Below are 20,985 nucleotides of genomic sequence, written 5' to 3' on the forward strand. Positions count from 1 at the left end.
AGGGCATCACTGCCAGGACTGGATCAGCTCGTCATAGGAGACGGTAATCCCCTGGGGCTTTTCATTGTCGAGCTTGGCCTTGGGCGAGCCCGGCTGGCTGAGCCAGTATTCCGGATCTTCCTCCCCGTTCAGGCGCGGCCCGAAGTTGGCTTGCACGTTGGCGCGCTCGAGGCGTTCCATCACGCGGTCCTGCTCCTCAGCCAGCTGATCCATGGCTTGTTGCGGGGTCCGCTCGCCGCTGATGGCATCCGACACATTGGCCCACCACAATTGCGCCATGCGCGGATAGTCGGGCACGTTGATACCGGTGTCGGTCCACAGGGCCCGTGCCGGGCTGCGGTAGAACTCGACCAGCCCGCCCAACTCGGCCTGGCGCTCGGTAAAGGACTCGTGGCGAATGTCGGATTCGCGAATCGGCGTCAGGCCGACATGGGTCTTCTTCAGCGAGGTCGACTTGGCCACCGTGAACTGCGCGAACAGCCAGGCCGCGGCACGCCGGTCGGCCTCGGTATGCTTCATCAGCGTCCAGGCACCCACGTCCTGATAACCGACCTTCATGCCGTCTTCCCAGTAAGCGCCATGCGGTGACGGTGCCATGCGCCACAGCGGGTTGCCCTGGTCATCGGTTACCGCCAGCCCTTCGCCCACCATGTCGGCGGTGAACGCGGTGTACCAGAAGATCTGCTGGGCGATATTGCCCTGCGCCGGTACCGGTCCCGCCTCGGAGAAGGTCATGCCGGAGGCGGCGGGCGGCGCATACTTGCCCAGCCACTCGATGAACTTGCTAAGCGAATACACCGCCGCCGGGCTGTTGGTGGCTCCGCCACGCGCGACACTGGAACCCACCGGGTGGCCCTCATCGTCGATTCGAATGCCCCACTCGTCGACCGGGACACCGTTGGGCAGTCCCTTGTCCCCCGCGCCTGCCATGGATAGCCAAGCGTCGGTGAAGCGCCAGCCAAGCGACGGATCGCGGCGCCCGTAGTCCATGTGCCCGAAGACACGCTGGCCATCGATTTGCCCGACATGCTCGGTGAAGAACTCGGCGATATCCTCGTAGGCCGACCAGTTGACCGGCACGCCGAGTTCATAGCCGTAGATGTCGCGGAACTGATCCTGCAGGTCCTCACGCTGGAACCAGTCGTAGCGGAACCAGTAGAGGTTGGCGAATTGCTGGTCGGGCAGTTGATAGAGCTTGCCGCTCGGATCGCGTGCCGAATCCAGGCCGATGAAGTCGTCCAGATCCAGGGTCGGCAGCGTGATGTCGGCGCCCTCACCGTTCATGTAGTCTTCGATGGGCAGGACCACGTCGTAACGGAAGTGGGTGCCGATCAGGTCGGCATCGGTGATGTAGGCATCGTAGATGGGACTGCGCGACTGCATCTCCGTCTGCAGGCGCTCGACGACATCGCCCTCCTGGATGATCGAGTGCTCCACATTGATCCCGGTGATCTCCGAGAAGGCCCTGGCCATCACCTCGGATTCAAAGGCATGCGTGGTGATGCTTTCCGCGACCGTATTGATCTCCATGCCGCGGTAGGGACGTGCGGCTTCGATGAACCAGCGCATCTCTTCCAGCTGTTCCTCGCGTGAGAGCGTCGAGGGCTGGAACTCTTCGTCCACCCAGCGTTCGGCGATCGCCATGCGTTGGGCCATATCGTCTTCTTGCGCCGTTGCCGCGAACGCGACCGCCAGGCCCAGTGATATGACACCGGATCCTGCGACCCATTTGGCGTGTGTTTTCAACATCGTCAAACCTCCGATCTTGTTATTGTCTCGGCGAATGCACAGCCGAGGCATCGATTGCGCCATCGTCCACTGTCTTCGGCCGGGGCAGCGCGGACCCCTGCCTACCTCGTTACCGCTGCGACTCCTCAGCCCCAGCGGATGATCACGATGAGCCATGCCACGCAGATCAGCGTCATGACCCACACCGGAAAGTCGGTGATTCCCACCCACGCCAGATGCAAATAGGCACTGCTCAAAAGCCCGATGAAGAGGCGGTCACCACGGGTCGTCGACAGCGGTAGGAAGCCGCGACGTTCAATGCTGGGCGAAAGCTCGTGCCAGACCGTCATGCTCACCAGGATCAAGGCGATGGTGGCGAAGAACAGCGCCGTCGGTGTCGTCCATACCATCCACTGCATATCGTTTCTCCTCGCTTACACGCGGCCCAGGGCAAAGCCACGAGCCAGGTTGTTACGCACGAACCAGATCACCAGCGCTCCGGGGATCAACGTCAGCACACCGGCGGCTGCCAACAGGCCCCAATCGACACCCGAGGCACTGATGGTGCGCGTCATGACCACCGAGATAGGGCGGGCATCCACCGATGTCAGGGTTCTGGCCAGCAGCAGCTCGACCCAACTGAACATGAAGCAGAAGAACAGCGCGACACCGATTCCCCCCTTGATCATCGGCAGGAAAATCGTCAGGAAGAAACGCGGGAAGCTGTAACCATCGATATAGGCCGTTTCATCGATTTCCTTGGGAATCCCGGAAACGAAACCTTCGAGAATCCATACCGCCAGCGGTACGCTGAACAGGCAATGTGCCAGCGCCACGGCGATATGGGTATCAAACAACCCGATACTGGAATAGAGCTGAAAGAAGGGCAGCAGGAAGACGGCCGGAGGCGCCATACGGTTGGTCAACAGCCAGAAGAACAAGTGCTTGTCACCGGTGAAGGTAAACCGGGAGAAGGCATAGGCCGCGGGCAAGGCCACCGTCAGCGAGATGGCGGTATTCAGAATCACATAGGTCAGGGAATTGAGATATCCCCAATACCAGGTCGATGAGGTGAAGATCTTGATGTAATTATCGAAGGTCAGCGTTTCCGGCCATAGATTGAAGCCACCGAGAATCTCACCATTCGGCTGCACGGATATGATGATCAGCCAATAGATGGGAAGCATCAGAAAAATGATATAGGCCAGGATTCCGACGAAACGTGTCTTGAAATGCATGGCGATTACCTCAAGCTTTTTCCGAGCGAGTGATCAGCGTATAGAACACCCAGCTCAGCAGGAGAATGATCAGGAAATAGATCAGCGAGAATGCCGCGGCACGACCGAGGTCGAACTGCCCCACCGCCATGGTCGTCAAGTACTGGCTGAGGAAGGTGGTGCTGTTTCCTGGCCCACCCCCAGTCAGGACGAAGGGCTCGGCATAGATCATGAAGCTGTCCATGAAGCGCAGCAGCACGGCGATCAGCAGCACCCCCTTGAGGCGTGGCAGCTGGATATGGCGGAACACGGCCCAGCGCGAAGCGCCATCGATGCGCGCCGCTTGATAGTAGGCATCGGGGATCGCCTGCAAACCGGCGTAGCACAGCAGCACCACCAGCGAGGTCCAATGCCAGACATCCATGATCAGTACGGTGAACCAGGCATCGAAGGAGCCGCGCGTATAGTTGTAGACGATTCCCAACTCATTGAGGGTCACGCCTGCCAGACCGATGTCGGGCCTGGCAAAAAGCTGCCAGATGGTCCCCACCACGTTCCACGGCACCAGCAACGGCAGGGCGAGCAAGACCAGACACACGGGAACCCAGATGCCACGCGATGGCATGCATAACGAAACGGCAATCCCCAGCGGGATCTGAATCAGCAACACACATGCCGAAAAGAACAACTGGCGACCGAGCGCGGCGTGAAGGTCGCGATCGCGCAATATCTCCTCGAACCACTCGGTGCCGACGAAGAAATGCGTGCGGGGGTCGAGAATATCCTGAACGGAGTAGTTGACCACCGTCATCAGAGGAATGATGGCGCTGAACGCCACGATGATGAGCACGGGCAGCACCAGCCACCAGGCCCGATTGTTGTGTATCTTGGTCATGGCCTTACTCCACGAGGAAATCGTCGGCGTAGAATTTCACCCAGGCATCGGGGAAACGAATCCAGGTCGTTCCCTGAGGGATGGGTTCGTCTTCTTCGATACGCATCTTGATATCGCGGCCACCCAGGTCGAGATCGACAATGCGATAAGTGCCCAGGTCCTCGACGAAACGCACCTCGACCGGCATGGCATCCTCATCGTCGACGGAGGCCTGGACGACGAATTCGGGACGAATGCCCAGCACCAGGCGAGCACCGTTTCGCGCTTCGAGACGCCGATACTGGTCTGCGGAAAGCGAACGTTCGGTGCTGCCGAACTTCACGCCGCCCGGCGTGAGCTCGACGTCGATCAGGTTCATGCCGGGGCTACCGATGAAGTAGCCGACGAAGGTGTGCGCGGGGTGCTCGAAGAGTTCACGTGGTGTGCCGAACTGCACCACCTGCCCTTCATACATCACCGCGATCTTGTCGGCGAATGTCGAGGCCTCGAGTTGATCGTGGGTCACGTAGACCATGGTGATGTTGAACTTCTCGTGGATCTGCTTGAGCTTGCGGCGCAGTTTCCATTTCAGTTGGGGGTCGATCACCGTCAGCGGCTCATCGAAGAGAATGGCCGAGACGTCATCGCGCACCAGCCCACGCCCCATGGACACTTTCTGCTTCTCATCGGCGGTCAGTTGCTTCGCCTTGCGGTGCAGCATGGGCTGCAACTCGAGGATGTCGGCCACTTCCATGACCCGGGCCTGGACATGGGCTTCATCGCACTTCTGGTTGCGCAGCGGAAAGGCCAGGTTGTCGTACACCGTCATGGTGTCGTAGATCACCGGGAACTGGAAAACCTGGGCGATATTGCGCGCCTCGGGAGGCTGCTCGTTGACCCGCTTGCCGTCGAACAGCACCTCGCCCATGGAGGGTTGCAGAAGGCCCGAGATGATGTTGAGCAAGGTGCTCTTGCCGCAGCCGGAAGGGCCCAGCAGGGCGTAGGCCCCGCCCTGCTTCCAGACATGCTCCATCTCGCGAATCGCGTAGTCTTCCGGGCGGACGGGATTGGGCAGATAACTGTGGGCCAGGTTGCGCAAACTGATTTCAGCCATGGTGACCTCCCTGGCGCTGTGGCGCCTTGATCAACGTTTCCTGTGCATCGAAGACCACCAGTTTGCTGCCGGGCACGAAGACCCTGACCGAGTCGTCGACGTCGAAGTCATGAATGCCGTTCAGATGCAGCACCAGGCTGAGGTGGCGATTGCTGACGTGCAGGAAGGTCTCAGAGCCGCTGATCTCGGCCAGATCCACCGTGACGTTGAATTCCAGATCGTCCTCGGCCAGCGGGGTCAGGCTCAGGTGGCTCGGCCGCACCCCCAATTGGTAGCGACCATCCTCGAGTTCCCTGAGCCATGCGGGACGGGCAAAACACATGTCGGCGCCGAAATGCACCGACGCGCCACGCACCTGGACATCCAGCAGGTTGATGGGAGGCTCGGAGAACAGCCCGGCCGCCGTCACATTGCACGGATGCCCGTAGACCTCCTCCGTCGGTCCGCTCTGGATGATGCGGCCCTCATGCAGCAGCGTGGTGGTGCCCCCTAGCGCCAGGGCTTCGCTGGCCTCTGTGGTGGCATAGACCGCAATGGTGTTGCGCGCCTGAAACAGCTTGCGCATTTCCAGGCGCAGTTCCTCGCGCAACTTGTAGTCGAGATTGACCAGCGGTTCGTCGAACAGCACCAGGTCGGCATCCTTGACCAGCGCCCTGGCCATGGCGGTGCGCTGCTGTTGCCCGCCGGAGAGCTCCTGTGGATAGCGGTCGAGGAGATGCTCGATATGCAGCATCTCGGCGGTTTCCCGGACCCGACGCTTGATTTCCTGACGGTCGACCCTGGCCAGTTTGAGTGGTGAGGCGATGTTGTCGAAGACGGTGAGACTGGGATAGTTGATGAATTGCTGATAAACCATGGAGACGTTGCGCTGACGTACCGGAACCCCGGTCACATCGTGACCGTTCATCAGAATGCGGCCCCGCGACGGAGGCTCCAGCCCCGCCATCAAGCGCATCAGCGTCGTCTTGCCGGCAAGGGTGCGCCCCAGGAGCACATTGAAGGAACCTGGCTCGAACGCCAGGTTGGCCTCGCTGATGTGCCTGGCGCCATCGACCACATGATCGACATTTTCAAGGGTCAGAGACATGCTGGACTCGTTGTCATCGTTGTTGGGCATGGGCTCCCGGTGACCGAGGCCAGAACGGGAGCGGCGACACGATTATTCATTTGCGAAAATGATGCCACCCCTTGCCCACCGATTGACCAAAAAGATATTAACCATCTGTTATTAAACTATTTTTTATCTTTCTTATACCTTGGTATAAGATAAATGATAGCGATTTTCGCTAGCCTTCCTGTAAAGTAGTGAACAGTCACGACAGAAGAAATGAACATTTTGTGTTCACAAATGAACATCCAGGATCAATAATAAGCCAGCCACCAGGTATTCCCGATGAGCGAATCGCTTGTGCATCATCGTCAACGACTGCAGGCTGCCCAGCGCCGCTGCCAGAACCTGCCCATGGGCGAGCAATCCCCATTGCACGGCTCCGAACTGCGCCGACGCCTGGACGAGCATGCCGTGCTGTCGGTTCTGGAAAGCAGTATCGTCGCCGACTACGCCCAACTGCTCGAACACTGGAAAAGCTACCTGGTCATGACCGACCGGGACGGTGTGCTGCTGCGTAGCTGGGGTCAGAGTGAGCTGATTCCCGACACGGCCCGGCCACTCTTTTCACCCGGCCAGCCATGGAGCGAGTCGGCACTGGGGTGCAATGCCATCGGCATTTGCCTGCATGACCAACTCCCGACCTTCGTCAGTGGCAAGCAGCATTCCTTGCATGCGCTACGGGACCTGGAATGCTCCGCCGCTCCCCTGGTCGATCCACGTGGCGATGTCGACGGCTGTCTGGCCATGTTCGTCGACCCGCGGCGAGTGCGGAGCCGGACCCAGGGGTTCGTCCAGGTACTGGCCCAGCAACTGGAGAATCGCCGGCTGATCGACGCCTACGGCGATGGCCACTACCAACTCACCTTCAACAACTCTCCCGACAATCTCGACAGCCCGCGCGCGGGCCTGCTGATCATCGATAGTGCCGGCCAGCTGCAAGCCATGAATGCCAGGGCTCGCTGGATCCTCGGCGAACATATCCCGGCTCGCCTGCATTGGCATCAGCTATGCGGCACCCCTTGGCGAGAGGCCAGGGCCCACGTGGAAGGCCGCCTGGACATCACCTTCCACGGGCGTTTGCTCTGTCATGCCCGGCTATCGCCGCCTCGCCGCCCACAGGACCAGCGAGCTGCCCTGCACCCCGCCTGGCGGGCGCTGGATCTGGGTGACAGCAAGCTGCACCACGCCATCCTGCTGGCCGAACGCCTCAAGGATGCGGGCATCCCCATGCTGATCCAGGGTGAAACCGGCGTCGGCAAGGAGGTCTTCGTACGGGCTCTGCATGCGGCGAGCCAGCGCGCCGATATGCCCCTCGTCGCCATCAACTGCGCCGCCATTCCCAGCGAGTTGGTCGAGGCCGAACTGTTCGGCTACGAGCGCGGTGCCTTCACCGGCGCGGATCCTCGCGGCAAGATCGGGCGCATCCGTCAGGCGCATGGCGGCCGCTTGTTCCTGGACGAGATCGGCGACATGCCCCTGGGGGTTCAGGCACGTCTGCTGCGCGTGCTGCAAGAGCGCCAGGTCACGCCACTCGGTGCCACCGATGCCTATGCCGTGGATATCGAACTGGTCGCCGCCACTCACCGGCCGCTGGAGGAGCAGGTGGCCGAGGGTCGTTTCCGCGCCGACCTCTACTACCGTCTGTGCGGGGTATCCTTGCCGTTGCCGCCCGTGCGCGAGCGGGAGGATCTCCGCCAGTTGGTCATGTCGCTACTCTCCGATCTGGCCACACCACTGCCGCCGCCCCGCCTGAGCGACGCCCTCTGGTCGCGAATCCAGTCCCATGCCTGGCCCGGCAATATCCGTGAACTGGAAAACCTGCTGCGGGTGGGGATGGCCATCGCGGACGGCAACATGCTCGATATCGATCACCTGCCGGCCCTTTCCGCTACTCAACGGGCGTCGCTACCGCCGTCAGTGACTCGCACGGCTCCTTCCGCCGACAGCATGAGCGAACGACTGGCGCGGCATAACGGCAACGTCTCGTCGCTGGCCCGCGAGCTCGGCGTCAGCCGTACCACGCTCTACAAGTGGCTGCGAGATGCCGAGAAGCGCCACGCAAGTGTTGTGGACGACCAGGCGACCCAGGGGTGGCCGGACCAGGGCATTACCTGACGTTTGCTTTCACCGGCGATGTTCGGTTTGCAACATCTGGAAGGAGAAGGGGTCACCGCCGGCTGGTGAGCCACGCGGCGTGCACCATGCCCGGAAAATAGCCGAGTAGGGTCAAGAGAACACTGATCCAGAAATGAAAGCCCGGCCCGGTCCGCCGATAGACGCCGACGGGTGGCAGGAGAAGCACCCACCAGCGACGACGCGGATTCCCCCGGCCGCTCCTCGCCGCCACCGTTCGCCTGGCGGTGGCGTTCAAGGCTTTTTTGACGGCGCCAGAGGGCTTTCGCCTTCCCAGTGCCTGACACCCCCCTCCTCGGCCCGATAATGCAGATGGGCCTGGGGGTCGATCTTCTGCACCAACTGGTCGGCCCCCTCCGCCAACTCGTCGTGATAGCGCTCCCAGTCTTCCCAGTCGTGAGGAGTGCCAGCCTTCGGGCGGTGCTGCCCCGCCTCGCGCGCACGCGACCAGGCCAACTCTTCCAGGGTATTGGGCTTGTCACTGTCCTTGTCCTTATCGAGCTGAATGCCTTTCTTGGCCAGATATTCACGCGCATCCATCGATCCCCTCCCCATGTCATTCACATGCCACTTTCATCGCTAACGCCTAGCGCCGGGCGCAGCATTTTCGTTATGCCCGGCTACTGCCTTCGAGTCGAGACACCATCCCCCGGTTCCTCCCCGGAACCCCGGCCAGCAACGCACACCGTTGGTAATAATGTTTAGCGATCCCCAGATGGCAACCGTAGGACTCGGCTATGCTGAATTCGAGAAACGCTATGGTGCCTGTGATTGCCTGCCGGTAGGCGAAAGCGCACTGTCCAACGCCAACCTGCGACTGGGGCCGGCCTTCGTCGAGCGTAGCATGAAAGGCAGACGCGGCGGTCAAGCCCCATGGTGGGTGCCATAGCACTCGACTCATATTGGCCATGACCTCTGGCAGAAGGAGAACCGCCATGCCCCACAAGGCGCCCACCATCGTTCGCGAGATCATGTCTCGTGACTGTTACCGCGTCAGTGGCAATACGTCGGTGACCACCCTGGTCAAGGGGCTGGCGCTACACCGCCTGCCCGGCGCTCCCGTGGTCGATGACCGCGATCACTTGATCGGTTTCATCTCCGAGCAGGATGTCCTTGGCAAGGTGCTGGAGAGCGCCTACCTCAACGACGAACCGCCCCTGGTCAAGGAACTGATGCGCCATGAAGTACTGTCGGTGCCTGCCACCAAGAGCATCACCGACCTGGCACAGGAGATGCTCGGCACCAAGCCCAAGGTCTATCCGGTCGTGGAGCAGGAACGCCTGGTAGGCATCGTCACCCGGCGTGATGTGCTCAGCGCGATTCTCAGGATGCGCGGCACGCACTAGCCGGCCATTGCGCAGGAAGCCCGGCACCGCTCAGGAGGCGCCGGCGCCCGTTCGCGCGCGACCTCCACCCGTCAGGCAAAGAAAAAGCCGCCATGTGTCGCCACATGACGGCTTAAAGGATCGAAACTGCGAGCATAAGACACAATTCTGGAGCGACTGCTATCGACTCGTGAAATTGCGCTTATGTCCCTATGACCATACTCAGCGAAAAAGTTCTCACCCGTTCGAGAAAAATTTTCCTCTGCCGACGCCGACTTGCCAGAACCGCCCCGAGTTCTTTATCATCGCGTTGCGTTGCGGGTGTAGCTCAATGGCAGAGCAGAAGCTTCCCAAGCTTAAGACGAGGGTTCGATTCCCTTCACCCGCTCCAGTCGTACTGGTGGCAATGCAGTGCATCCCTTGCCACCCCCTCAAGAGCCTTGGTCATGGCGCTGTTCCTGCTGGTCTTTGCCGTCTGCCTGCTGATCCTGTGCGGCATGGTGGGCATCTTGTTATTGTCTCGTACGCCTCGCTATCGCACCGAGCCCAAGGACCTGCTCGCCCTGTTCGACAAGGCGATCGATGGCAGCGTGGGAGAGACCGAGTGGCACACCATCATCGGCTATCCGGTGCGCCACGACGACTATCTCGAGGACGTGCGACGTCGGGCACAGCGCCTGATGGACGAACACGGCCGGCCATGGAAGGCGGCCAGAGGCGAGCCGCTGCTGTCCCCTGCAGGGCAAGAGGAGCTCGCGGCGCTGCGCGATCACTTGGCGGCCCACACCGCCTTGCGCGAACGACAAGGCCACGACGCTGACTGATAACTGCCGTTGTCGTGCCAAACCCATTACAATGTGGATATAAATTGTTCACCACCGGTTCCGGCGCAATCGGTGGACGTTTCGAATTCGCCCTGGATGTTTCGCGCCTGAGGTGATTGCATGCCCAGTGCCATACGCTTGATCCCGCTGGACAATACGACCAGACATCATGACCACGATTATCACCAGATCGTGATCGGTCTCACCGGGCATGCCGAATTCGAGATCGAAGGGCTGGGCGGCTCGATCGCTCCACTCTCGGGGTGCATCGTGCCAGCCAACCACGTGCACTACTATGAGGGCATCGGCGAGAACCGGCAGTTGATCCTCGACCTGCCCGCCGACGCTTCCCCGTTGACCGGTCCCCATCATGAGTTCTCCCGGCTCTTCGATGCCCCACGCTTCTTCGCTCTCGACGAGCCGTTGCGAGCGTATCTCAACTTCCTGACCCAAGAGCTCGGTCAGCCACATCATCAACAGGAGCCGCAGCAACGCCAGGGACAAGGCGACCTGCTGGCGGCTACCTTTCTGGGCTGCCTGTATGCCCGTCTACACCCCGATCGTCTGGTCAGCGGCCACAGTCGGCTGAACCTGCCGGCCCTCGACCGCTTCATCCAGCGCCACCTTGCCCAGCGCCTGACGGTCGCCGACCTGGCTCGCCAGGCTTGCCTGAGCGAAGCGCATTTCAGCGAATGTTTCCGCGCCCAGACCGGCCTGACGCCTTATCAATACCTGCTTCGCCAGCGTCTCGGTGCCGTGCGTCGCCTGCTCACCTCGACGCGCCTTCCTCTGTCAGAAATCGCCGCGCATACCGGTTTTGCCAACCAGAGTGCCTTGTCGCATGCCTTCCGGCGCACCTACGGTCATCCTCCCAGTCAACTGCGCCGCGACAGCGACCACCAGGGCGCTTTCCTGCCGGCCATTTCCTAGGCGCCTTTCGGACCAGTACTGGTCGACCATCCACAAACCCACCAGACTACTAGACTAAAGTCTATAAATTTCAATCAGTGGGCCAACTTTCCGCCCTTTCGACAAATCCTCCCGGGAAATCGGCAAGACGCTCATCCCTCTCCCGTCCTACATTCAGGTCATCATTACTGGGGGGTGGGCCACGTGAACGATCGGGGCCCGCTCACCAATCGCTATGGGGTAGTCACATGCTCAATGCTAACAATATGCTGGACAATGCCACTTGGCAGCAGGACCTCGATACGCTGTTTGCCCGTATCAGCGATCACTATGTGGTCGACGAAGAGACCTTTGTCGGCGAATTGGTCGACTTGCTGTCCGCCGATGAGGCCGACTTCAAGCGCACCGCCGCCCAGGCGGCCGAGCTGGTGCGCGAAGTGCGCGAGATGGACACGGCGGTGGACTCCATCGACGAATTGCTACAACAATACAGCTTGGACACGCATGAAGGCTTGATGTTGATGTGTCTGGCGGAGGCCATGCTGCGCATCCCCGACAAGGCCACCGCCGACGCCCTGATCGAAGACAAGCTGGGGCCCGCCGACTGGAAATCTCACCTCGGACAGAGCGAGTCCTGGTTCGTCAACGCGTCGACCTGGGGCCTGCTGATGACCGGGCGTGTCATCAAGATGGACCAGCCGAAGGACGGCAAACCCGCCAGCTTCATCAACAAGCTGGTCAACCGCATGGGCGAGCCGGTGATTCGCCGCGCCATGTACGAAGCGATGAAGATCATGGGCAAGCAGTTCGTGCTGGGCCGTGACATCGATGAAGCGTTGAAGCGCTCCAAGCCGCTGTTCGACAAGGGCTACACCTACTCCTACGACATGCTCGGCGAAGCGGCACGCACGCGTGCCGATGCCAGGCGCTACTTCGACTCCTATGCCAACGCCATCCATAGCGTCGGCAAGACCAGCCAGTCGCTTACCGACAAGACACCGGCACCGTCGATCTCCATCAAGCTCTCGGCCCTGCACCCACGCTATGAATTCGGTCGCCGCGAGCAAGTGCTCGTCGAGTTGGTCGACAGTGTCAAGCAGCTCGCCACCATGGCTCGCGAGCTCGACGTGGCGATGACCATCGATGCCGAGGAAGTCGACCGTCTGGAGCTGTCGCTGGAAGTCTTCCGAGCGGTCTACGAGAGTGATGCCTGCCGCGGCTGGGGCCATTTCGGCCTGGTCGTGCAAGCCTATGCCACGCGCGCCCTACCGGTACTGCATTACCTCAACCGCCTGGCTGACCAGCAGGGTGACGAGATCCCCATGCGCCTGGTCAAGGGCGCTTACTGGGACACCGAGATCAAGGAATCCCAGCAGCTGGGGATCGATGGCTATCCGGTATACACACGCAAGGCCAGCACCGATGTCGCCTACCTGGCCTGTGCACGCTTCCTGCTGTCGGAAAACACCCGTGGGCGCATCTTCCCGCAGTTCGCGACACACAATGCCCATACCATCAGCACCATTCTGGAGCTGGCCAACGAGGCCGGCCGCCCCTTCGAGTTCCAGCGTCTGCACGGCATGGGCGAAGCGCTCTACGATGTGGCCCTCAAGCGTGCGCCGAAGGGCACCTATTGCCGCATCTATGCGCCGGTGGGAGCCCACAAGGACCTGCTGCCGTACCTGGTGCGTCGCCTGCTAGAAAACGGCGCCAACTCCTCTTTCGTCCACCAGCTGGTGGATCCACGCGTCCCGGTGGAGTCGCTATGCGTGCACCCGGTGGAAACGCTCAAGCAGTACAAGACCTATGCTAACAACAGGATTCCTTTGCCAAAGGATATCTACGGGCCCAACCGCCTGAATTCCAAGGGAGTGAACTTGAACATCAATAGCCAGTACCAGCCCCTGATGGACGAGATGGCGACATTCATGGACAAGGAGTATCACGCCAAACCGCTGCTGGCCTTTGACGTCGCCGATGACGCCAATGCGCGCCATGACGTGCTTTGTCCCTTCGACCGCAAGGTCAAGGTCGGCAGCGTGCAATGGACCTCCCGGGAGCAGGCCGCCAAGGCCGTCGACGCCGCCTGGTCGGCATTCCCGCGCTGGGATGCCACTCCGGTCGCTGAACGTGCCGCCATCATCCGTCGTCTCGCCGGGTTGATGGAGAGCCATCTGGCCGAACTGATGACGCTGTGTTCACGCGAAGGCGGCAAGCTACTCACCGATGGCGTCGACGAGATCCGCGAGGCGGTGGACTTCTGTCGCTACTACGCCATGCGTGCCGAGGAGCTGTTCGGTGGCGCCACCACCCTGCCCGGCCCGACCGGCGAGTCCAACGAGCTGATGCTCGGTGGCAAGGGAGTCTTCGCCGCCATCAGCCCCTGGAATTTCCCGGTGGCGATCTTCTGCGGCCAGGTGGTCGCCGCGGCGGTAGCCGGCAACACCGTGCTGGCCAAGCCCGCCGAGCAGACCTCGCTGGTCGCCAATCGCGTCATCGAGCTGCTGTACGAGGCCGGGATGCCGCGCGATGTCGTCCAGTTACTGCCCGGTGACGGCCCTACCGTCGGCAGCGTGCTGTCGTCCGACCCGCGCATCACCGGTGTGGTGTTCACCGGCGGCACCGATACCGCCCAGATCATCAACCGCGCCCTGGCCGCCCGTGAAGGCGCTGCCCTGCCGACCCTCATCGCCGAAACCGGTGGCATGAACGCCATGATCGTCGACTCTACCGCCCTGCCCGAGCAAGTGGTTACCGACGTCATCCAATCGGCCTTCCAGAGTGCCGGCCAGCGCTGCTCGGCGTTGCGCGTACTCTATGTGCAGGACGACGTGGCCGACCGCGTGATCGAGATTCTCAAGGGCGCCATGGACGAGTTGCACGTCGGCGATCCCCGCGACCTGGGCACCGACGTGGGGCCAGTCATCGACGAGGACGCGCGCAAGGGCCTGATGGCGCACATCGAGACGCTCAAGGGGGAAGGTCGCCTGGTGGCGGAGACCCGTCTCGACCCGGCGCACACCAGCCATGGCACCTTCGTCGCCCCGGTGGCCTTTGAGATCGATGGCATCGACACCCTGGAGCGCGAGCAGTTCGGCCCCATTCTGCACATCGTGCGCTACAAGGCCGAGGACATCGATGCGGTCATCGACTCGATCAATGATCGCCGCTATGGCCTGACCTTCGGCGTGCACAGCCGCAACGAATCCTTCGCCAATGCCATTGCGCAGAAGATCCGGGTCGGCAACGTTTACGTCAATCGCAATATCATCGGCGCCGTTGTCGGGGTACAGCCCTTCGGCGGTCAGGGCCTGTCCGGGACTGGTCCCAAGGCCGGCGGCCCGCACTACCTGCTGCGTTTCGCCACCGAAAAGACCCTGACTATCAATACCGCAGCCCTCGGCGGCAACGCGTCACTACTGGCCCTGGGAGATGACTGACCCCAGGACGGCAGGCCGTCTGGACGGGATGCCGCCTATGGCATCTCGTCTGGACGGGAGCGTGCGAAAGCTCCTTGTAGTGCGGCAGGGTCATTTCGACGTTCGACAACAATAACCCTGAAGGATAGGAAGACGACCATGGTTCAAAACGACTTCACCATTGGCTTTACCTTTGCCATATACCTGTTGGTCATGCTCGGCATCGGCGTTATCGCCTACCGACGCACCACCAACCTTTCCGATTACATTCTCGGCGGGCGGTCGCTGGGGCCTTGGACCTCGGCGATTTCCGCCGGCGCATCCGACATGTCGGGCTGGCTGTTGCTGGGTTTGCCCGGCGCCGCCTATGTCAGCGGCCTGTCCGCGGGCTGGATCGCCGTGGGTTTGCTGGCGGGCACCTGGCTGAACTGGCTGGTCGTCGCTCGCCGTCTGCGCGTCTACAGTTTCAAGTCCGGTGATTCCCTGACCCTGCCGGAGTTCTTCGCCAACCGCTTCCGTGACAACACTCAGCTGCTGCGCGTGGTGTCGGCGGTCTTCATCCTGATGTTCTTCATGTTCTACACCAGCTCTGGCCTGGTGGCGGGTGGCAAGCTGTTCGAGACCGTCTTCGGCTTCGACTACACCGTTGCGGTGACAATCGGGACGCTCGCGATCATCTCCTACACCTTCTTCGGTGGCTTCCTGGCGGTGTCCTGGACCGACCTGATCCAAGGCCTGATGATGGCGGTTGCCCTGCTGATCGTGCCGGTGATCGCCCTGACCGAACTCGGCGGCTTCGGCGGCAGCGGCGCGCAAATCCTTGCCGAGAACCCGGATATGCTGAAGTGGTTCACCGATGCCTCCACCGGTGAAGCCCTCACCGTCGTGGGCATCGTCAGCTCCCTGGCCTGGGGCCTGGGCTACTTCGGTCAGCCGCACATCCTGGCGCGCTTCGCCGCCATCCGCAGCGAAGACGATATCCCCACTGCGCGTCGCATCGCCGTGTCCTGGTCGGCCCTGTGCCTGGTCTGCGCCATGGCCGTCGGCCTGCTCGGCAGCGTCTACATGGCCCGCGACCTGGGAGATGGCGAAACCATCTTCATGGTCATGGTGAATGCCATCTTCCACCCGGCCATCGCCGGGGTGCTGCTGGCCGCGATCCTCGCCGCCGTGATGTCCACCGCCGACTCCCAACTGCTGGTGTCCTCATCTGCGCTGACCGATGACTTCTACAAGGCCATGCTGCGCAAGAATGCGTCGCAGAACGAACTCGTCTGGGTGGGGCGTTTCGCGGTCATCGCCATCGCCATCATCGCCTACGTGCTGGCGCTGAACCCGGACTCCACGGTACTGGGCCTGGTCTCCTACGCCTGGGCGGGTTTCGGTGCCGCCTTCGGCCCGGCACTGATCATGGCACTGTTCTGGCGGCGCATGAATACCTGGGGCGCCCTGGCCGGCATCGTGGTCGGCGGCGTGACCGTGGTGCTCTGGGCGCAAATATCCGGCGGCATTTTCGATCTCTACGAGATCGTGCCCGGCGTCGTCTTCGCCTATATCGCTATCGTCGCGGTGAGCCTGGCCACCAGCGACGTCAGCAGCGAAATCACTGCCGAGTTCGATGCGCTGAGCCATTCTTGAGCCAACCAGGTATGTGAGGATCGCGGGGCCACCTGAGGGTGGCCCCGCTTTCATGGGTAGAAAGCGCTGGCCGATGTCACAAGAAGAGAGGGTTCGATCGATACGGTGCATAGTCAGAAAGCCCGCCATAACACGATCAAGGCAAACACGCCCAACAGCCACCAACACGTCGGCTCACCCAGCAACCGACGCGGCCAGCCCGGCCGGACCTGCAGACCTAGCCCGTGCATGAACCCCGCCCCCAGCGCCCAGGCTCCCAACACGACCAGCGGCAACCGTAGCGGCAATGGCAAGGTACTGAGCAGATCGGGCCGCCACAGCAACCAGAGCGCCAGCGTGGCCGAAATCACCATCGACAACAGCGGTGCCCAAGGCAAGCGACGTATCCATTCATAGCGCATCATCCTTCTCTCCTTCCGTGCCACCACGCCCTTACACCTGCAGTTAAGAAGATTTTCCAACCCGCTGCGAATCCATACTCTGCCCAATAAAAATTATACATTTCTTAGACAAGGCAACATGATCCAATATCAGACTTTAGTCAAAAGCTTTTGTATCGCATCCCGGTATCTTGGGGTCAACATGCGTATCGAGTTGATAACAATTTTTAACGAGACTTAGGAAACACTGTTTTTTATACTGGCCTTGTCGAATCAAAAGCCGGTCATCCGGCCTGATGTGTACGTCTGACGTATCAAGGAGTGACAGATGAGCAAGATCAAGTGGATTTCTGCAGCGGTCATCGCGGGTAGCTGCGTCTTCGCCACTCAGGCCGCCATGGCCTATGGCTACAGCGCCGGGGATTTCTTCGTCCGCGGTGGCATCGCCAAGGTCAATCCCGAGTCTGACAACGGTGAGGCGCTGGGCCAGGATCTGGATATCAGTGACGAAAACGGCTTTACCTATGGCTTGGGTTATCTGTTTCACGACAAGTTCGGTGTCGAGCTCAACGGTTCGGAATCGTTCCAACATGACGTGAGCCTTGGTGGCGCGGATCTCGGTACCGTTGACCGCATTCCGGTCAACCTGATGGTCAACTACTACCCGCTGGGCGGCCTGGACGCCCGTGTGCAGCCCTACGTGGGCGCCGGCCTCAATTACACCAACATCTCCGGTGAGCCAGCAGATATCGACGCCCGTCGCTCGTTCGGTGCCGTGGGTCAGGTTGGCCTGGATTTGGCCGTCACCGAGAACGTCATGCTCAATGGCTTCGCCAACTATGCCGATGTGGATTCCGATCTGCGGAGGAATGGCGACCAGATCGGTACCGCCAAGATTGATCCGATGACCATCGGTGGTGGTGTCACCTTCCGCTTCTAACGACAGGATGTCGAGTCGACGCACGCGTGAACGATAACGCCGGGCCCTATGCCCGGCGTTGTCGTGTCGTCATACCACCAGTCACCTGGGACTATGGCGCGACAACCCGAGCATGGCCAGGATGGAATCGTCCAGGCCATCGACCGCTTCCACCGCCCGCAGCCGGGCATGATAGTCTGCGCTGAGAAAGGGCTCGCCGGCCAGCAAGTGCGCGAGATATTCTCGCGCCGGCTTGAGTGCGGGACGCGTCCGTTCGGGGACGGCGATATAGACCCAGGCCTCGATCGCCCCTTCGGCAGTCACGATGGTGCGACGCTGGCGTTGATAATCGTGGGGATAGCCCTCGTAAGGATCCATCAGCTCGATCTGTGCCGGCTCGCTCAACCGGAACAAGGCGCCCTCCACTCGCGCGCCCTGGCGGCTCGCCACATTGGCATGGGCGATACCGGGAATCCGTGACGCCTTGTCGAAGCGCAGCTCGTGGTCTTCCAGGACGCCGGCCATGGCACGCCGCGTGGCCCCGATTCGTGCTTCGACACGTGCCGGGTTCATATTGCTGCCGTAAGCGAAATAATAAGGCATAGGTCGTCGCTGACTGCGTCTCGGTGACGGTCGGTTTTCTGGTCGATCAATTTTCGGTGATGACGCGATCGACTTCCTCGATGGCCTTCACCACCAGCAATAGAGTGCTGGGCCTGGCTTGCGATTGCTTGAGGTAGACCTCGGCAGCAGGCGCCACTTGGCAGTTTTCCGGCAACGGTGCTTCGGCTTCGATCAGGGCATCGAGGCGAGCGATGAACACGAAGCGCAGCCACTGGGGCAACTCCATGGTATCGACGCAGAATGGCTGCTCACTGTCGAAGGCCTCCGGTGTCGGCTGAGGCATCCGCCACATGTCGGCTGCCTTCATGGTCGCTTCCAGGCGCCGCAGCGCCTCATCGAGTTGCTGATACACACTCATGACGACTCCGGGGATAGGCTATGGTGTCATTATCCTAGCTAGACACCACCTTGACCACCCCGACACCACGTTCTGGCAAGGCTCAAGGTACCAGCGGCACCTGGGTAGCCAGTATCTTGCGCAGGAAGTCGCGCGTACGCGCGTCATGAGGCGCGTAGAACAGCTGCGATGGCGGCCCCTGCTCGACGATGCGCCCTCCTTCCATGAAGATCACCCGATCGGCCACATCCCGGGCAAAGCTCATCTCGTGGGTCACTACCAGCATGGTCTGGCGCTCGCGAGCCAGTTGCTTCATCAAGGCCAGCACTTCTTCCACCCATTCCGGGTCCAACGACGAGGTCGGCTCGTCGAACAGAATCACCTCGGCTTGGGCAGCCATGGCGCGACCAATCCCCACCCGCTGCTGCTGCCCGCCGGACAGCGACGCCGGATAGGCGTCTGCCTTGTCGGCCAGCCCGATGCGCTCGAGGATCTCCCGCGCTCGGGCATGGGCCTTGCTCTTGGTCCAGCGGTTGACCACGATCAATCCCTCGGCGATGTTCTCCAGCGCCGTCTTGTTGGCGAACAACGCATAGTTCTGGAACACGAAGGCGGTACGCCGTCGCAGGGCCAAAATCTCGGCCTTCTTCGCTCGCGTGACATCGAGGCTCAAATCGCCGACCTGCAACCAGCCGGCATCCGGACGTTCGAGAAAGTTCAGGCAACGCAGCAGGGTCGACTTGCCGGTCCCCGAGGGGCCGATCACCACAATGATCTCGCCCTGCTGGATCTCCAGATCGATGCCATCGAGCACGCTGACACCCTGAAAGCGCTTGATCAGTCCTTGTACCTTGATCATCGCCGATACGCCTCGCCCAGTCGTACTTCCAGACGCCGCTGCACCCAGGCCAGCAGTTCAACGATTCCCCAATACAGCAACGCCACGGTGATGAAGGCTTCGAAATAGAGGAAGCTGCCGGCGGCCTCCTTCTGGGTCGCCCCCATCAACTCGGTGACACCCAAGGTAAAGGCCAGCGAGGTCGCCTTGATCATGTCGATGAAATAGTTCATCAGGGTCGGCACCGCCACACGCGTCGCCTGAGGCAGCACGATACGTCGCATCAACTGGCCATTGGTCATGCCGATCGACAGCGCCGCCTCGGTCTGGCTGCGGTCGACCCCGACGATGGCGGCGCGAATCGACTCCGCCATGTAGGCGGAAAAATGCATTGTCAGCCCCATGATGGTGGCGGTGACGCCGTTGATCTGGGTCAGGAAGGCCAGTAACTGCGGCAACCCATAATAGAAGAGGAAGAGTTGAACCAGCAGTGGCGTGCCGCGGAAGAAGGAAATGAACAGCAGCGTCGCGGCGTTCAGCCCGGGTATCGCCAGCACCCGCACCACCGCCAGCAGGCAGGCCAGCACCAAGGCCAGGACCATGCCCGCCGCCGCCATTTCCAGTGTCAGCGGCAGATAGCGCAACAACACCGGCAATAGGCCCAGCATGTAGTCGATATCGAGCACTCTCATGAATCAGGCGCTCCTTGTCATCAGGGGCGCGTGATGTCGGTACCGAACCAGCGCTCGGAAATCGATGTCAGAGTGCCGTCCTCGCGTAGCTCATCCAGCGCGGCATTGATCCGATCACGTAACTCCCGGCCCTGTTCAGTATCGCGGAACGGCAAGGCATTGCGGATCTCGGAAAACGGCTGCCCGGCGAGTTCCAGCGGTAACGGCGTTTCCTTGATCACCTGGCTGGCGCTGACCCGGTCCATGACGAAGGCGTCGACGCGCCCGAGGGCCGTGTCTTGCTCGATATTGCGCTCATAGGTGCGGATATCGATCTCATCGGCATAGGGCAACTCACGCAGCAGCTGTTCGTAGTTGGAACCCAGGTTGACGGCCACCGACTTGCCGCGCAGGTCCTCGACGCCGTGGATATCGTCATTGCCACGCTTGACCACCACCTGGGCGCCATCGTAAACGTAGGGCTCGGTGAACAGATACTTGGCCTGGCGTTCCTCGGTGATGGTGATCTGGTTGGCGATGGTGTCGATGCGGCCCGACTCCAGCATGCCGAACAGACCCGAGAAGTTGGCAGTGATGAACTCCACCTCGACGCCCAGCTTGTCGGTGACCGCCTCCATCACGTCCACTTCGAAGCCTTGCAGTTCGTCTTGCCTGACAAACGTGAAAGGAAAATAGCTGCCGGACATCCCCACCTTGAGGGGCGCGTCATCGCCTTGGGCGGTTCCACCCAATGCCAGGGCACCTGTCGCCAATAACACGAGAGACAAGGAACGCAACATGGCCATTCTCCTGTGAACAAAGATTATCGAGGAATAAAGCATTATAAAACTTATTCCAGTTGGTTACATATCCTAGAGATTGACACTGAGGCTGGCTAATAGCCGTTGGCTATGCCTGACATTG

At 61.1% G+C, this 20,985-nt stretch carries 22 protein-coding genes and 1 tRNA gene; 9 read left to right on the forward strand and 14 right to left on the reverse strand.

The features are described from left to right. Window positions 1-6 precede the first annotated feature (6 nt). From ACFOEV_RS05770 to ACFOEV_RS05795, 6 genes are all read right to left on the reverse strand, one after another. The gene (locus ACFOEV_RS05770; RefSeq protein ID WP_386772259.1) at window positions 7-1,656 is read right to left on the reverse strand and encodes an ABC transporter substrate-binding protein; all 1,650 of its coding nucleotides are present in this window, start codon (window positions 1,654-1,656) and stop codon (window positions 7-9) included. Between the two features lie 218 nt (window positions 1,657-1,874). Beyond that, window positions 1,875-2,147, reverse strand: coding sequence for a DUF2160 domain-containing protein (locus tag ACFOEV_RS05775; protein ID WP_386772186.1), 273 nt, complete (start codon window positions 2,145-2,147; stop codon window positions 1,875-1,877). A 15-nt stretch (window positions 2,148-2,162) separates the two neighbouring features. Then, the gene (locus ACFOEV_RS05780; protein WP_386772187.1) at window positions 2,163-2,966 is read right to left on the reverse strand and encodes a carbohydrate ABC transporter permease; all 804 of its coding nucleotides are present in this window, start codon (window positions 2,964-2,966) and stop codon (window positions 2,163-2,165) included. Between the two features lie 10 nt (window positions 2,967-2,976). After that, on the reverse strand, window positions 2,977-3,840 hold the full coding sequence (locus ACFOEV_RS05785; protein ID WP_386772188.1) for a carbohydrate ABC transporter permease: 864 nt from the start codon (window positions 3,838-3,840) through the stop codon (window positions 2,977-2,979). A 4-nt stretch (window positions 3,841-3,844) separates the two neighbouring features. Next, window positions 3,845-4,933 carry an ABC transporter ATP-binding protein gene (locus ACFOEV_RS05790; RefSeq protein WP_386772189.1) on the reverse strand — a complete coding sequence of 363 codons (1,089 nt, stop codon included), beginning with the start codon at window positions 4,931-4,933 and terminating at the stop codon, window positions 3,845-3,847. Further along, window positions 4,926-6,020 carry an ABC transporter ATP-binding protein gene (locus ACFOEV_RS05795; RefSeq protein WP_386772190.1) on the reverse strand — a complete coding sequence of 365 codons (1,095 nt, stop codon included), beginning with the start codon at window positions 6,018-6,020 and terminating at the stop codon, window positions 4,926-4,928. Before ACFOEV_RS05795 ends, ACFOEV_RS05790 begins: the two co-directional genes overlap by 8 nt. A gap of 306 nt (window positions 6,021-6,326) precedes the next feature. Between ACFOEV_RS05795 and ACFOEV_RS05800 the strand changes: the two genes are divergently transcribed. Further along, window positions 6,327-8,159: a sigma-54-dependent Fis family transcriptional regulator gene (locus ACFOEV_RS05800; protein ID WP_386772191.1), complete on the forward strand. Its 1,833-nt coding sequence runs from the start codon at window positions 6,327-6,329 to the stop codon at window positions 8,157-8,159. 52 nt (window positions 8,160-8,211) lie between these two features. On the opposite strand, the gene ACFOEV_RS05805 is transcribed toward ACFOEV_RS05800, so the two are convergent. Continuing rightward, window positions 8,212-8,391 carry a YqaE/Pmp3 family membrane protein gene (locus ACFOEV_RS05805; RefSeq protein ID WP_386772260.1) on the reverse strand — a complete coding sequence of 60 codons (180 nt, stop codon included), beginning with the start codon at window positions 8,389-8,391 and terminating at the stop codon, window positions 8,212-8,214. 20 nt (window positions 8,392-8,411) lie between these two features. Further along, window positions 8,412-8,717 carry a hypothetical protein gene (locus ACFOEV_RS05810; RefSeq protein WP_386772192.1) on the reverse strand — a complete coding sequence of 102 codons (306 nt, stop codon included), beginning with the start codon at window positions 8,715-8,717 and terminating at the stop codon, window positions 8,412-8,414. A gap of 175 nt (window positions 8,718-8,892) precedes the next feature. On the opposite strand from ACFOEV_RS05810, the gene ACFOEV_RS05815 reads away from it, so the two are divergent. The 7 genes from ACFOEV_RS05815 to putP all read left to right on the forward strand — a co-directional run bounded on the left by ACFOEV_RS05815 (window position 8,893) and on the right by putP (window position 16,292). Then, entirely contained in the window at window positions 8,893-9,066 is a 174-nt protein-coding gene (locus tag ACFOEV_RS05815; RefSeq protein ID WP_386772193.1) for a hypothetical protein, read from the forward strand. Between the two features lie 46 nt (window positions 9,067-9,112). Beyond that, window positions 9,113-9,523, forward strand: a complete 411-nt coding sequence (locus ACFOEV_RS05820; RefSeq protein ID WP_386772194.1) for a CBS domain-containing protein — start codon at window positions 9,113-9,115, stop codon at window positions 9,521-9,523. Window positions 9,524-9,819: 296 nt separating this feature from the next. Continuing rightward, window positions 9,820-9,893, forward strand: a tRNA-Gly gene (locus tag ACFOEV_RS05825). Between the two features lie 55 nt (window positions 9,894-9,948). Then, window positions 9,949-10,326: a hypothetical protein gene (locus ACFOEV_RS05830; protein ID WP_386772195.1), complete on the forward strand. Its 378-nt coding sequence runs from the start codon at window positions 9,949-9,951 to the stop codon at window positions 10,324-10,326. Window positions 10,327-10,446: 120 nt separating this feature from the next. Continuing rightward, complete coding sequence (locus ACFOEV_RS05835; RefSeq protein ID WP_386772196.1) at window positions 10,447-11,256, forward strand: AraC family transcriptional regulator; 810 nt, start codon at window positions 10,447-10,449, stop codon at window positions 11,254-11,256. A gap of 227 nt (window positions 11,257-11,483) precedes the next feature. Continuing rightward, on the forward strand, window positions 11,484-14,675 hold the full coding sequence (putA, locus tag ACFOEV_RS05840) for a bifunctional proline dehydrogenase/L-glutamate gamma-semialdehyde dehydrogenase PutA (protein WP_386772197.1): 3,192 nt from the start codon (window positions 11,484-11,486) through the stop codon (window positions 14,673-14,675). A 138-nt stretch (window positions 14,676-14,813) separates the two neighbouring features. After that, the gene (gene putP / locus ACFOEV_RS05845) at window positions 14,814-16,292 is read left to right on the forward strand and encodes a sodium/proline symporter PutP (protein WP_386772198.1); all 1,479 of its coding nucleotides are present in this window, start codon (window positions 14,814-14,816) and stop codon (window positions 16,290-16,292) included. Window positions 16,293-16,405: 113 nt separating this feature from the next. Here putP and ACFOEV_RS05850 read toward each other — a convergent pair whose 3' ends face one another. Further along, window positions 16,406-16,696, reverse strand: coding sequence for a cyd operon YbgE family protein (locus ACFOEV_RS05850; protein WP_386772199.1), 291 nt, complete (start codon window positions 16,694-16,696; stop codon window positions 16,406-16,408). Window positions 16,697-17,000: 304 nt separating this feature from the next. Here ACFOEV_RS05850 and ACFOEV_RS05855 point away from each other — a divergent pair, with 304 nt between their 5' ends. After that, entirely contained in the window at window positions 17,001-17,612 is a 612-nt protein-coding gene (locus tag ACFOEV_RS05855) for an OmpW/AlkL family protein (protein ID WP_386772200.1), read from the forward strand. 81 nt (window positions 17,613-17,693) lie between these two features. Here ACFOEV_RS05855 and ACFOEV_RS05860 read toward each other — a convergent pair whose 3' ends face one another. From ACFOEV_RS05860 to ACFOEV_RS05880, 5 genes are all read right to left on the reverse strand, one after another. Then, on the reverse strand, window positions 17,694-18,194 hold the full coding sequence (locus ACFOEV_RS05860; protein ID WP_386772201.1) for a gamma-glutamylcyclotransferase family protein: 501 nt from the start codon (window positions 18,192-18,194) through the stop codon (window positions 17,694-17,696). A gap of 46 nt (window positions 18,195-18,240) precedes the next feature. Continuing rightward, window positions 18,241-18,573 carry a YqcC family protein gene (locus ACFOEV_RS05865; RefSeq protein WP_386772202.1) on the reverse strand — a complete coding sequence of 111 codons (333 nt, stop codon included), beginning with the start codon at window positions 18,571-18,573 and terminating at the stop codon, window positions 18,241-18,243. An 82-nt stretch (window positions 18,574-18,655) separates the two neighbouring features. Next, window positions 18,656-19,411 carry an amino acid ABC transporter ATP-binding protein gene (locus ACFOEV_RS05870; RefSeq protein WP_386772203.1) on the reverse strand — a complete coding sequence of 252 codons (756 nt, stop codon included), beginning with the start codon at window positions 19,409-19,411 and terminating at the stop codon, window positions 18,656-18,658. Then, on the reverse strand, window positions 19,408-20,082 hold the full coding sequence (locus ACFOEV_RS05875; RefSeq protein WP_386772204.1) for an amino acid ABC transporter permease: 675 nt from the start codon (window positions 20,080-20,082) through the stop codon (window positions 19,408-19,410). The genes ACFOEV_RS05870 and ACFOEV_RS05875 overlap by 4 nt, the downstream gene beginning before the upstream one ends. 20 nt (window positions 20,083-20,102) lie before the next feature. After that, window positions 20,103-20,867, reverse strand: a complete 765-nt coding sequence (locus ACFOEV_RS05880; protein WP_386772205.1) for an amino acid ABC transporter substrate-binding protein — start codon at window positions 20,865-20,867, stop codon at window positions 20,103-20,105. Between the last annotated feature and the right edge of the window lie 118 nt (window positions 20,868-20,985).

The organism is Litchfieldella rifensis (assembly GCF_042646605.1).
Classification (GTDB): domain Bacteria; phylum Pseudomonadota; class Gammaproteobacteria; order Pseudomonadales; family Halomonadaceae; genus Litchfieldella; species Litchfieldella rifensis.